The organism is Shewanella sp. 10N.286.52.A9, assembly GCF_041468985.1.
GTDB classification, from domain to species: domain Bacteria; phylum Pseudomonadota; class Gammaproteobacteria; order Enterobacterales; family Shewanellaceae; genus Shewanella; species Shewanella japonica.
The window spans coordinates 25,194-39,600 of the sequence record NZ_JBFRJQ010000015.1; the positions used below are offsets into that span (position 1 = coordinate 25,194).

The window sequence follows — 14,407 nt, forward strand, 5'->3', positions numbered from 1 at the left end:
TTTAGGTAACTTTACACAATTCTAGCAAGCGTGGCAGATACTGCTTATCAAGCTGTGCAATATTGCTTTGTTCCGCCAACACGTCTTTTAATATGGTTTCAGTGGTAAGCGGATTAGCTAAAACAACTCTAAATACTGTGGTGTCTTTACGCAGATATTTGGCTGGTTTTATCCGTGTACGTGACACGAATGATTTACCTTGTTCACGTTGATGCTTTTGAATGAATTGGGTTAAGCCATCGAGAAGTTCATTACATGTTGTGACAAACTTAACGTCACCCCGTTCAACGGCATCATCAATAGCTTGTTGTACTGAGTGCGGTACAAATCGATAGGTTAAAATGCACAATTCAGGGTGAGTAATAAGTTCAAAGTCTCTGTGTTCGACAATACAGTCAGCAAAGTAGCGGGCTTTTTCAAGGCTGTTATTGATTAAAATTTCGTAGCCGTCACCGCCAATAATTTGCAAACAGGCATGGACTAACATAGCCATACCTGGTCTTGAGCCTTCAAGGGTTTGACTCCCTAAGTCCTTAGAGCCGACACGTAAAATATATTCAGCGTGATGGGCTATGGCATTGGCAAGTTCCGGATCTTTAAATAACACCATACCCGCGCCCATAGGGACGTACATTTGTTTATGGGCATCGATTGTGACAGAGTCAGCTTGTTCTATACCATCAAGCAAATAGCGATATTTGTTTGATAATAAACTTGCGCCGCCCCACGCCGCGTCCACATGAAAGTGACAATCAAGTTCTCGTGCTAACACAGCAAGCTCAGCTAAGGGATCAATATTACCTGTTTCAGTAGTACCCGCTACGCCAACAATTGCCATGACTTTTATATTGTCACTGGCCAGCTGTTTGGCTGTTTGACGCATTTTTGTAACATCAACTTTATTGTCAGCTGTGGTTGGAATACTGATGATATTATCACGACCGATCCCTAACAAATCAGCGGTTTTTCCAATGGAGTAATGGCCGCGTTCAGATACCAGTATGGCGATGTCCTCAAAACCAAAATGTTTTAAGGCCTTGGGTAAACCTTCACGGTTTATTCCTTTAAAATTTCCATCTGCTTTCAATAATTGGTTGCGTGCAATCCACAGAGCGGTGATATTGGCAACGGTTCCACCAGAACAAAAGGCGCCTAAAGAGTAGTTTGCACTATGCATCCACTGTTCATAAAACGAATCATTTTGGCCAAATATAAGGTGGTGCATCATGCCCAAGACTTGGCGTTCAAGCGGGGTGAAAGCTTTTGAAGTTTCAATTTTGACCAAGTTTTGATTCAGGCCAACCATCATTTTAGACAGTGGCAGTACAAAATATGGTAATGCCGATGTCATATGACCGATAAAGCTCGGGGCAGAGGTATGTACTGAGTGAGCGACTAAGTTTTGCATGATTTCATCAGTATAATCAGAAACAAAGCGTGGGGCATCAGGGATCTGAAATGTCCTGAAGTCATGTTCAATCAGTGATAAAGGTTTCTCTAAAGCAGCAATGCTTTTACCCAAGAATCCCGCTAAATCTTCAGAGAGCTTTTGTTCAATGATACTTAACGTTGATTCTGCATCTTCTGGTACGGTAAAAATACGTAATAGACTATCTTCAGATGCTTGGGCTTTGCGGTCGTTCTTAGTGGTCATTTAATCGTGCCATCATTTTTATTTTTCAGCCATGAATCACTCTTTTTGAAGGTGATTTCATGGCGATTATGAGGGCTAACTTTACTGCAAGGATTATTTGGCAGCAAGTTTTTGCTTCAAACGGTCGTTTTTATATTGATAGTTTCAAGCTTGCGGCGATATTTTGAGCAGTGTTTACCAAGTTATTATGGGCATTGGCTAAAATATCATCCAGTGGGGATAACGAAGGAATGATTGGAAATATTGCTGTCATGCCCTGAGCCAGAATATCCTCAGCACCTTGACCTAAACACCCAGCAATACCAATCACGGGGATATCTTGTTTTATCGCCTGTTGCATCACGCCCATAGGTGTTTTACCACTGAGGGTTTGACTATCCATTCTGCCTTCACCTGTGATAACAAGATTTGCCTTATCCATTTTTTCAGCTAATTTGACGGCTTGTACGACAATATCAACCCCAGGTTGTAATTTAGCGTCAAGTAATGCCATTACCCCAAATCCCATTCCGCCAGCTGCCCCAGCACCAGGAAATAAGTCTATATCGTTAATTAAGGATAACTGGCTGGTGTTGTTAACGATGGATGCAAAATGTCTCAGGGCATTGTCGAGTTCTGTTACCATTTGAGGCGTCGCCCCTTTTTGCGGGCCAAATATTGCCGAGGCGCCGTTAGGGCCACATAACGGGTTGTCAACATCACACGCCACATCGATTTGGCAATTGCTCAAAAGCGGGTGAACCTCATCAGTATTAATACTTGCCAATTGGGTTAAACCTGCTGCGCCGTAAGTTATAGCATTACCTTGGCTGGTGAGTAAGGTAAAACCAAGCGCTTGCGCCATACCTGCACCACCGTCATTGGTCGCACTGCCACCTAGTCCCAATATTATGTGGCGTATGCCACGATCAAGCGCGTCTCGGATCAACTCACCTGTACCGTAGCTGGTGGTAAGCATCGGATTTCTGTGATCGCGTTTAATATGATGCAACCCTGAAGCCTCTGCCATTTCGATGACTGCTGTCAGTTTTTGGGGAGCGAGATTATCGCTCCCCTCTACTGAATTCTCAGCCCCTAAGATACCGTAATGCGCTGATACCGGTTGACCATCTGGCCCTGTAACCTGAAGAGTCACTAATTGCCCGTTAGTTGCGTCAACCATTGCTTGTACAGTGCCTTCGCCGCCATCGGCCATTGGTACTTTACAATATTCTGCATCAGGGAAAATTCGTTTAAATCCTTCCTCTATTGCATTAGCAACACCTAATGCACTAAGGCTCTCTTTGAATGAGTCAGGGGCAATGACTATTTTCATAACAATTCTCTTAGGTTTTAGAAAGCCCCACTCAGCAAAGAGCTGAGCGGGACGAAAGGGTATTTATAGAAGAACGAGGCTGAGTAGGTACACTAGGGTCATTGCGGTAAGACCTTGTACTAGAGTTGCCATTGTTTGTGCTCGATAAGCTTGTTTAACACTCATGCGGCTAAATTGCGTAACAACCCAGAAAAAGCTGTCGTTAGCATGTGACACTGTCATTGCACCTGCACCAATCGCCATCACTGTGAGTACTCGTCCCATATCACTCGCTAAGCCAATATCGCCTAATAACGGAGCGACAAGCGCTGAAGTAGCAACCAAGGCAACAGTCGATGAGCCTTGTGCTGATTTAAGTGCTGCAGCGACAATGAATGGCATGAAAATACCGACACCAAGTGCCGATAAGCTACTGCCAAGGTATGTACCAATTTCAGTGGCTTTAAGAACGGCGCCGAAAGCACCGCCTGCACCAGTAATTAACAAAATAGGAGCGGCTACGACTAAGCCTTGGCTAATACGTTCGCTGAACTCTTTCACTTTATCAGTGCTTTTTAGTAGCGGAATGGCTAACAACAAACCAATCATAAGTGCATTAACGGGTTGGCCCAAGAACATTAAAATATCAAATAAGCTCTCTTTACCTAATGGTGCCGACGGGAAGTTGGCTATTGAACCTAAGCAAATCAGCAGTATCGGCACAAAGATTGGTGCAAAGGCTTTAGCTGGGCTTGGCAGTTCGCCATAACTGCTTTTTAGCGCTTCATAATCTTCTAATTTGTCATTAAGCTCTTCTGCACCTTCGCCATCGGGTTGCTCGTTTGCGAAGCGGTTTGCCCATAATGTTCCGGCAAGTGCGGCAATAGCGGCAATAAACACCCCGACAGCAATTACAAGCCCGAGCTGGTTTTCTAGCCCGAGGTTACCGGCTGCAGCGATAGGACCTGGTGTAGGTGGCACAAAAGTATGAGTTGCGTATAAACCTGTAGCTAAAGCTACGCTCATTGATACACTCGATACCTTCATGCGGTTTGCCATAGATTGTTTTAATGAATTTAAAATGACAAAACCTGAATCACAAAATACTGGGATCGAGACAATATAACCAATAATGGACATGGTTAATGTTGGAAAGCGTTTTCCAAGCACTTTAATGACTACGTCAGCCATGGTGATGGCAGCGCCGCTTTTTTCAAGAATAGTACCGATAATAGTACCTAGCACGATAACGAGGCCAATATAGCCTAATATGCCACCAAAGCCTGTGGTGATAGTTTTAGCAATGTCTGCACTTGGCAAACCATAAGCAAAGGCTGCTAAAAAAGAAGCTAAAATTAGTGTTAAAAAAGGGTGTAATTTAAATTTAGATGTCGCAATAACAATAAATGCAATTACGCCAATTAATATCAAGATCATGCTCATTGATAACTACTCTATTTAGGGTATTAAGATATGTTGTTTTTGTAGGCGTATTATTGAAAAAATGATATCTATTTGCTTTGTGCTATTTCACAGAATTAATATGCATACAGGGTATTTGTTTGTGCAGGTGCACAGGTTGTGAGCTGTGATCGGTTATTTTGATGACTTTTGATTGTTTCAGCTGAAGAAAACTATCATGGTTTAGGCCTGAAACATGATTTGCCCAAGATATAGATTAAGCAAATGCTGAAATTCTTGTAAGTTTGTTCCAGTTATTTGCTGAATTTTATCCAGTCTATATCTCAATGTGTTGCGATGAATAAACAGCACTTCAGCACAACGTTTATGATCGCCAATATGTTGAATGTAAACCGCTAAGGTTTTTTGTAATACGCCATTTTTGTCTGCATGGACGAGTTTTAAATAAGGTGCTGCTAGGGCGTCACCACGCCAATGTTGTTTCAGCCCGGTAAAGATGACTTGCAGTGCGTAATCTTCATATAAGTATTTATTTTTCTCTGGGTTAAGACTTTTGCCAATGGCAAGGGTTTCTTTCGCGGTTCGATAGGATTTTGCTATTCCTTCTACACCACCGAAGAAATGCCCTAAAGCAATGTTGAGCTTTAGCTCCATGTTGGCGGGGATACGTTGCAATAACTTATCGATACGATGGCTTTCGAGCGCTGGATCCCATTGGCGCCCATCTAAAAAGGCAGGCTTCAAAATGACTAATTGATTGAGTGAAGTCATTGCAATCAAGTTATTTCTGTCGGGATACTGCAGTAAATGTACCATTTGCTTTAGTGCTTGGTTATTATGAACCTGCTGCTGGTTTACAGATTCAATTTCGATAATGGCGACAACACGCTCTTCTTTTACGTCAATACTAAGCTGATGTCCCCAGTGAGTTAACTGATCAACGTCCTTTTCTTCGGCGCGAATGAGTTGCAAAATGAATTCTTCTTTTTGTCTATTTTGCCACTGTAGTTGATCTTGTAGATTGGCTTGTTCGACAATCATTTCTGCTGTCATTTTCAGTAGTTCGCCATACTGAGCTAACTCTGATGGGTTGCCGGTAATGCCTATCACGCCGACAATTTGCCCTTGATAATGTAGGGGAAGATTTAGCCCTGATTTAACCCCATGTAAACTTGGGGCAATCTCTTGATTAATTTCTACATTACGATTTTGGCTTATTGCCAATAACGCACCTTCATGGACAGCGCCAATTCGCTCATTTGTCCCCGATCCTAGAATAACCCCTTGAGCATTCATCACATTGATATTATGGCCAATGATTTTCATGGTTCTGTTTACAATTTTATTGGCGATAGCACTGTCAATTACATACATGGGTTACTCACAAATTGGATTAGGCTGCGATTTGATTAACGAATTGAAATAACCAGTAAATCAATAAACCGTAACTGGTAATTAATGTCAATAATGTCGCAAATTTGGCAATAGGTGGTGTTTGCGATTGTTTCAAAGCAATGTGGCAAAGCGCGATTGAAAATAGACTAATCGGCGCCACAATAATACTTAAAGGCAAAATGATGATGGCACCGCTAAGCAGAATCAATGCAGAAAAGCGTGAAGGAGGGCGTTTGTTGGTTAATGGTAAAGGTATTAAAGCAGCACCAGTCGATAGTAATACAACGCCAAAGTAGAGAATAAACTGCGCAAAACTCTGATATTGATTAATAAAACCTATCAATGCAATGAGAGGAATAATAACCGAAACGGTTACATGTTTATGGCTAAAGCTGGACTGGACATATTGGCCAGAAAAGTAGCAGCAGGTTTGCACAACGGCATTAATGGTCACAAAAGCCATAAGTGCGATAAATACCAATAAGCTGTTGTTGGCCATGGTTGTTGTGGATGCAAACGCTGGTGCAGACAATAACAATAATGGCAAACTCGAAATGATTAGGGACTTTTTAAGCATGGTAATGTGTCTATATGTTCTCATTCCTTAGATTTTAATCAACAATGAGTAGAATAGCTTTTGTTAATTTAGCAATCGTGAGTTATTTATCGTTAAATGAGAATGTGAGCACAAAAGTAAATAGATAAAACAAAAAAGCCTGCTAAATAGCAGGCTTTTTTTAATCGTGTTATCGCTTACAACTTGTAGTTGACGCTTAACATAATCATGTGAGCAGTGTAATCGTGACTGTTGCTTCCAAAGGTCATGACATTCCAAATGTTATCAGGAGCGATATCATTTGCTGCATCATTATCTAGGTACTTTTCAATTTTATAATCAAGACGTAAAGCCATTTTCTCAGTAGCTTGGTATTGACCATATAAATTAACGTTATGCACTTTTGCAAAGTAATCACCGTAGTCTCCAGTCACACCTTGGCGTACTTGAGTATTACTGTCTGATTCTGAGTAAGTGTAATCTAGACCTAAACGTAGACGGCTATCCATTAAGTTGTTGTAACTTAGGTTAGCACCAACAACGTCAACGGTGTCTTCGATGTCAGCTTGCCAAGTAGGGCCAGAGAACGTGCTACTGCCAGATTGTTGTGACTCAATAACCTGATGGTTATAGAATGCATTTAGCATAACGTCTTTGTTAAACATGTAGTTTACATTAACGTCGTAACTGGTGTCTTTTGACTCAGTTAACCCAATCTCGGTATCAGTGTAGTCATCTAATGCGTAACGAACACCTAAATCAATTGTTAATGCATCGATTGGTGTATGGCTAACACGAGCTTCAACCATGCTACGATCACGATCTGCTAAATAATATTTACGTAGTAAGTCGTTATTTTCTGAAGAGGTCCATTCAGAAGCTTGGTAATCAGAGCCATCTCGACTTCCGAAACTACCTTTTACCCACATGTCCCAGTTTTCAAAACTGTTTAAGCGGTAACGAGCCCAAATAGTGCTTTCTTCAGTGACTTCACGCTCTGAGTAACTGCGCTCATCACGTTTATAATCAACACCACCGTCTAACTTCATACCACGGTTAATGCGATAGTCAGCACCAATTTTTGCACGGTGAGTTGTTTGATCATAAGGGGTGTTATAAGCGACTTGGCCGTTAACATCATTAATGCTGATTTGAGTCCACTCTTCAATATTCGTGTTGTTTTCACGGTCAGAGTAGTCGTAACTACCCGATACTCGAACAGAGCGGTTAACGCGGCTGACTGCTTTTAATGTCATTCCGGTTAAATCAACTTTAGCATCAACAGATTCAGTTGGCACACTATAGCCATAACCAGACGTTACCACGTCTTGATCTTGGCTCATTTGACCGAACATCAAGCGACCGCTAACAGCAGTACCATTTTCAGTGTATTGACCCAGCAGCGACACGATATGTGATTCGTTATCAGGATCAAGTGCCATATAGCCACGAGTCTGAGCACCAAAAGTCGGATTAAACGCATTATCGTAGCTTAATTCAGCATTATCATTTTTAAAGATAGAGCCATCGTAGTTTAAGCTTGTGAACCAGTTTTTACCGCTAAATTTGATACCAGCATTGATGGTATCAGTTGTGTAGTCAACAGGCTCTGCAATCATCATTGACTGATTGAAGAAGCTACCTGAAGCTGTCTTAGTGCCGGTTTTTTCTTCACGTTGATAATTAACGTAAGTGGTTAACATTGATTCAGTTTGATATTCAAAACCAAGGCCTGCACGTTCGCGTTTCAGTGAAAGCTCGAATGGGTTAAGGCTACTATATAGCTCTGACATACCGTCAGTTGAACCTGCAGTGACCCAGTTATCTGGTAATGTGAGGTCTGAACCACCAATACCTTGATACGGAGACATAACAGTGTTTGAGCTGTAAGTGGCTAATGAGCGGTAATTTAGGTTGAAGTTGTACTGGCCTAATTTACCAACATTTACATCCAAACGGCCATTATCTAAGCCAAGATCTGTAGCTTCAACTTTCGCTCTATAACCCGATTCTCCGATGTAATTAACATCAGCATCTAATTTAGGCGCGATTTCATTGTCACTACCAAAAGCATTAGCTGAGTGAATATCATCTTCACTGTTATAACCAACGCCAACGCCAACACTTCCAGTAACACCCGTTTCTACAGCACAACCTTTACAGACCCATTTATCAAATTTAACTTTATCTGTATTGGCATTGCCGACACCGTAACCATCTGCTGCCATTGCAAATCCAGCATTGGCAACTAACGCTAAGGTGATAATATTCAGTTTAAATTTCATAGTCGTACATCCTTAACGCTGAAGTAATTTGCCAGAAGGGTGGTTTGAACCATGTACTTGGCTATGACAATTTAAGCAACTGCGGCCACCAGTAAAGGCATTATCACCAACATTAGAACCCATACCTGTGTTCCCTAAATATGCATTGCTAGCATGGCCATCGCTGGCATGACATTGCTGACATAGTTGTGGAGCACGAGTATTTAGCATTCCTTCGTTTACGCTGCCATGTGGATTATGACAAGTGACACAATTTTCTGTCACTGGAGCATGTTCCCATAGTTTAGGGCCGCGTTTTTCAGCGTGACATGAGTAACAGGTTTCGTTCACACTTGGTTTAACCAAGTCTGAATCAGCCATGCTGCCATGTGGATTATGACAATCACTACATGTCATTTGATTCCATTTCATTGGATGACTAGATCGTTTGTTCATGTCAGTTTTTTGCTTGGTATGACAACTTGTACACACTTCCATTTCAGTCTTTTTAGACAGAATAGGATCGTTAGCTGTATGTACGCTGTGACATGAAGCACAAGCAACATCAGCATTGTCGTGATGGCTGGTATTCCAAGACATACGGTCGTCATCTAAGTGACAGCCCATACAAACACTGTTTTGTTTCTCTGGCGCTAGGGTAGAATCAGGGCCAAAAGCGATAACTGGTTCGTTACCACCACGGTTATGTTTACCCATTGGGCCGTGACATGCTTCACATTGAAGGCCTGCCATTGGACTCTTTGAAGAGTCAATTGCACCGTGAACGCCTTTAAATAGGTCCATCACTTTTTCAGAGCGTCTATGACACATTAAGCAAGAGTCAGCCCCTTTTGGTGAGTAACTCCCTTCTTCGAACTTTTTGTCTAATACAGCTTCGACTTCTTCAGGTGTCATTTTGGCATCCCATTTCGACGCATAGGCCGAATGAGACATCCCAAGAGATAGCAGTGCAATTGCCATAAAGGTTGGGATTATAGAGTTTAATTTCATTTTAATTTTCATAGTAAGGCTTCCCAATCTATCCATGATGTAGATGTATTTATAGTTGTAAAAGGGAGAAGCGAGCTTCTCCCTGATATTACAATTACATGTTCACCGCAGTGTGATCGAAGATAGTTGGCTTATGACATCCCATACAGAACTCAAGTTGAGCTGAAGCATTGGCATCATCGTAAGAACCATTTACAACAGCGCCTTGGCCTTCTGCGTGAGCTTTAATTTCATCGAAACCATGACAAGAAGCACAAGTGGCTGTGATTGGTGTGGTGTAACCATCGTTAACATACCCAGCATCGCCCAGATAACTTGAAGTCGCTAATGCACCTTTCAGTTTGAATGCGTCAAGGTTGAAGTCATTATGACATTGAGTACAGTCACTGATGATACCTTCCTCGCCATGAACACTATGAAGTTTCATTTCAAGTGCACCTTGATTACCACCTGAAGCGTAAGTACCGTCTGGAGTATGACAAGTCACACAAGCATCAACACCTACAACTACTTCACCTTCGTCATTTTCGCGACCTAATTGTTCAGTCATGACAAAACCTGCATGGTAGCCTTTGTGAATTTCAAATGTTTCACCGTGACAGTTTTCACAAGTATTAAAGGCGACTGAATCAGTATGACGCATGCTTGGAGCTTCGCCTGAGAAAGTGCCAAATACTAAGTCTGCTTTCATACTCGTTGTAGTAATATCTTCGCCACAATCAACCGCCTCAGTACCGTCGTTACACATTTCCAAACCAACGAAAGTAAAGGCAGTGTCAGTATCTTGGATGCCAGCAGGTGAGTACTCATCAAACGGAAGGGCTGGTAGGGTGTATTGTAATGCACCTGCTTCTACAGAAACATTTTCACCTAATTCACCATTTCTAACCAAGTCGTAAGCGACTTTTGCTTGTCCGTTTCCTGGGCTTGCGTTGTAACCCATGATTGGGAAGTTTGGACCCACGTTAGTGATAGTCTCAATACGTTGGATTTTGCTTACGAGAGTTGATGCATCAATTGCAGTACCCGCAGCGTCAGTAATCGTGACAGACAGTGTGGCTGTTTTGTCTGAATTAACGATTAATGAAGATGTCATGCCGTACATATCAATGAAGGCTTTTTTCTGTACGAAATCGCCAGTGTGAATCTCTTCTGTCCAGCTAGCGTTATGACATGCGATACAGTTTGAGTTATCAGACTGTTGTGAATGACCTTCACCCGCTTTGAAGTCAATGTTCGTGTGACAACTTGTACAAGTTTCCATTGTTGGAATACGTGTCCAGTTACCCCATTCAGTTAACTCTTCTGATTCAATGTGACAGCTTTGACAGTTGTCTTGAACGATAGCGTGTGCAGTTTCGGCAGTATAATCATTACGGCCCCACACTTTGTTTGAGTTATGAACATTATGAACTAAGTGAGCGAATGCCACTTCAGGTTTACCGCGGCCATCTGCCCATTCTTGGGTATGACAAGTAATACACGTTTCAACCGTAGTGGCTTTGTGGTAAATCTTCTCGCCTTCAGCGTGACATGCTGCACACGCTTCGTGAGATACGATATTTTTAGTGTATAGCGCTTCGTAACCTTCACCGTCGAAATCAGCAACAATTTCACTGACCGGTACTTCTGTAACACCGTCTAATAACGTTGAAGCTTCAGCAACAACATTAAAACGTTGAGTTAATTCTGAATTGAATGTATCTGTATCGAAGCTTTCGAAAGTGAAGTCGTAGCTACCATTTTTGTTATCAACAAAAGTAGAGGTTGAGCCAAGCTTCTGCCAGTTCGCGCTGTTTCCTGCGCCGCTAGCGCCTGCAGGGATAAGCTGAGCTGCATTTTCAATTGAAAAGTCTTTTAATCCGACTACTGCTTCATCATCTTCATTAGTCGCATAAACTTTAACTGTAGGGATATTGTCGGCATAAGTCACTGACAGCACTTCTAAATTAAGCTGCTCAATTGCTTCTGCTGGTGTTCCACCAGGAAGACCAGGGTTGCCATCTTTACCATCATCACCGTCACTGCCACAGCCTGTTAAGGCTACGCTGACGGCACTTGCTACAAGCATTAGTGCTATTTTTGAATTTTTTTTGTTCATCATTTGTCCCTGCGTATTAAGACATTGCTTAAATTTGACTTGGCTTATTTAGTGCCTAGATACATAGTCTTTTGAGTCAATTCAGCTTTTTGGGTTTTAAATTCATCACTTACAAGGTTAATCCACAACAAGATAAAAATCTTTAAATCTAGACTGATACTGTGAAGCAGATCGGTCTATTTATAAAGAGGTATAATATTTGTCGTTCTAACTCGCTTTAAATCAGTAAAAAGCAAAAAGAGCCGCACATTGGCGACTCTTTATTTTGCTAATTAACCTTTACTGTCCACCCCAATTAGAGTGTGCTTCAAGGATTTGTCCATCGTTATGACAAGTTGAACATGTTTCAACCACATTCAATGCATCATAGTCAGCTTCTGGAACACCTAATGAATCAATCGTACCGACAACACCGCCATTAGTTTCAATGTGTTGGATAGTTGATTCGCTTAAACCATATGGAGGTACGTGACAACTAACACAAGCTGCCGTTTGTGGAGATACAACTAACAATCCATTGTCATCTTTACCAAATGCAACTGGTGTAGATTCAGCAGTGATGTTTTGGATAGAGAATCCATCTTCACCATGACATGCCTGACATTCAGTTTTCTTGAAGAATAACGAACCGCTTGAGTCATAAACGTAATGCTTCGAGTGAACTTTAAATGCTAGGTTAGAAGATTCACCACCTGATGTTGCACGGGTACCATTATGACAAGAAGCACAGCCATCAATGTCATTGGTATAACGGTGAGTGATTTCAGTTGTGTGACATTGCTGACAATCTGCCATTTCTGCATGTTGCATACGTGGTGATTCTTCAACAACTGTACCATCTAAGTTGAAGTAGTAAGTGTCAGAGGTTACGTAAGGAGCACTCTGATCACCAGCATCTAAATCTTCTTCGTTACAGTACTCGATGACGCCTCTGTGAGAACAAACATGAAGTTGACTGCTTAGTACGATAGTTGAACCTGCATCAATCAATGTTGCGATATCAAAGCTATCAGCACTGACCGTAGAGGTAATAGAACCATCCGCTTCTTCAACAAAGGTGTCGTAACCTACTTTTTGGTAGTTCACTAAGAAGTCATCAGTTAATACACCATTAATGACGATAGCACTGTTGAATCCACCATATTGGTATGGGCGAGGATCAATTTGGTTAATCGCAACTAATTCTTCACCATTTTTCACTGTGAAGTTTACTTTAATTTCTGATTCATCATCGGCAACAGTCATAGAGTTGAATTCAACTTTGAGTGTTGTTGCTAAGAAATTACTGTTTAACGCGTAATGGGCTTCATTTGCTCCACGAGCGCGTTCGCCGTCTTTATGACAAGTTAAACAGTTATTGCCTTGTTGATGTGAAGCAGGAACACCGGCAGCTTCAGCTGCAGGGCTCGGGCTATGACAGCTCCAACATGCAGTGGTATCAACATCAGCTTTCCAGCTATCAGTTAAGTTAAACTCTTCATTTGGATTATGACAAGTTAAACAGTTTGATGTCATTTGTGGGTAAACACCCGCGTCAGAGAAGTTAGCTTCAGTATGGATACTGTGAACCATACCTTTGATTGAACCATCGTATTCATACGCTTCACCAATTGCATTACCTTCGCTATCGGTATCCTGTTTGCTATAGCTGTTGTAATCAGTGTGACAGAAAGAACATGCTTCTTCTGTATTATGTTTACTGCCATGCATTGATAATTCACCAGCTTGATCAGCACGGTGACAGGTTTGACAATCTGAATTTGCAAGAATTTGTAGTGGTTTTTCAACTTCTACATCAGTTGCAGGTACCCAATAGAAGAAACTATTGTTAACTAACGTTTGTGATTCGTTGTTGGTTGTTTTGATAGACATGTAAACGCCGTTGGTTGCGTCTGCCATGTAGTCGTATTTATCTAGAGTGTCGATTGCTTTATCAATTGTAATTGAATAGCTACCATCTTTATTGTCAACGAAGCAATCTTCACATTCACTTTTACTACCGTCAAAGTAGCTAGAGCCTGTGAAGTAACCATCGCCTTTGTCTTTATTGAAGTAACTTAACCAAATTTGTCTATCGACACTTGGATTAACAATTTCGTCTTCACCTGGTTCATTTGCAGAACCAACTCGTCCGAAAGATATCGTGGCGATATCAGCAAGTGTTAGGCCTGTAAGAGCAACACCGTTTGCATCAGCTAATTTAAAATCAACAGTTAGAAATTGATTTTCATCAACGCTTGCTGTGGTAATTGTACTCGTTAACGCTGAAACAGAACCAACTGGTTTGCCTACAACACCGTCTTCACCATCACTACCGTCGGTACCGTCACTGCCACAACCGGATAAAGCGAAGGCTATTAAGCCAGCACTAAATACCGCTTTAGCAGTAGTATTGAAATTGAATTTTTTCATCATTGTTCCCTGCAAGAGATTTTTATTCGTACTTGATTCTTCATCATAAAATCAAGTGTATGGATATTATCCAAGCTTTTAATAAGCCTCTTTATTTTATTCACTTAGTTCTATAATCACTGTGATTAAGATCTTAGTATGCCTAAAGAGGTATTTTGAAATCTGCAATTTGCAAGTTGGCATATTGAAAATGTTATGCCGGCGGGAGTGTTATTGCTCATCCGTTGCAATATTGTAGTTTTTCAGTGTTTTATTAAGCTGTTAGGAATATTCAATTTCAGTAAGCATAACGAATAAA

General features: G+C 41.4%; 9 protein-coding genes. All 9 read right to left on the bottom strand.

The window, feature by feature from the left end; all coding sequences use genetic code 11:
• Nucleotide 1 precedes the first annotated feature (1 nt).
• A complete protein-coding gene (panP, locus tag AB4128_RS12620; RefSeq protein ID WP_372037876.1) occupies nucleotides 2–1,654 on the bottom strand; it encodes a pyridoxal-dependent aspartate 1-decarboxylase PanP in 1,653 nt (550 codons plus the stop codon).
• 130 nt (nucleotides 1,655–1,784) lie between these two features.
• Complete coding sequence (locus AB4128_RS12625) at nucleotides 1,785–2,969, bottom strand: glycerate kinase (RefSeq protein WP_372037878.1); 1,185 nt, start codon at nucleotides 2,967–2,969, stop codon at nucleotides 1,785–1,787.
• A gap of 63 nt (nucleotides 2,970–3,032) precedes the next feature.
• Nucleotides 3,033–4,391 carry a GntP family permease gene (locus tag AB4128_RS12630; protein ID WP_055023916.1) on the bottom strand — a complete coding sequence of 453 codons (1,359 nt, stop codon included), beginning with the start codon at nucleotides 4,389–4,391 and terminating at the stop codon, nucleotides 3,033–3,035.
• Between the two features lie 201 nt (nucleotides 4,392–4,592).
• Complete coding sequence (locus AB4128_RS12635) at nucleotides 4,593–5,744, bottom strand: sugar diacid recognition domain-containing protein (RefSeq protein ID WP_055023915.1); 1,152 nt, start codon at nucleotides 5,742–5,744, stop codon at nucleotides 4,593–4,595.
• 19 nt (nucleotides 5,745–5,763) lie between these two features.
• Nucleotides 5,764–6,342 (bottom strand): hypothetical protein, encoded by a 579-nt coding sequence (locus AB4128_RS12640; protein WP_055023914.1) that lies wholly within the window; start codon nucleotides 6,340–6,342, stop codon nucleotides 5,764–5,766.
• Between the two features lie 176 nt (nucleotides 6,343–6,518).
• The gene (locus AB4128_RS12645) at nucleotides 6,519–8,606 is read right to left on the bottom strand and encodes an MtrB/PioB family decaheme-associated outer membrane protein (protein ID WP_055023913.1); all 2,088 of its coding nucleotides are present in this window, start codon (nucleotides 8,604–8,606) and stop codon (nucleotides 6,519–6,521) included.
• 12 nt (nucleotides 8,607–8,618) lie between these two features.
• Nucleotides 8,619–9,566 (bottom strand): DmsE family decaheme c-type cytochrome, encoded by a 948-nt coding sequence (locus tag AB4128_RS12650; RefSeq protein WP_372037964.1) that lies wholly within the window; start codon nucleotides 9,564–9,566, stop codon nucleotides 8,619–8,621.
• A 124-nt stretch (nucleotides 9,567–9,690) separates the two neighbouring features.
• Complete coding sequence (locus AB4128_RS12655; protein WP_372037882.1) at nucleotides 9,691–11,697, bottom strand: OmcA/MtrC family decaheme c-type cytochrome; 2,007 nt, start codon at nucleotides 11,695–11,697, stop codon at nucleotides 9,691–9,693.
• A 279-nt stretch (nucleotides 11,698–11,976) separates the two neighbouring features.
• The gene (locus AB4128_RS12660) at nucleotides 11,977–14,109 is read right to left on the bottom strand and encodes an OmcA/MtrC family decaheme c-type cytochrome (RefSeq protein WP_055023910.1); all 2,133 of its coding nucleotides are present in this window, start codon (nucleotides 14,107–14,109) and stop codon (nucleotides 11,977–11,979) included.
• Nucleotides 14,110–14,407 lie beyond the last annotated feature (298 nt).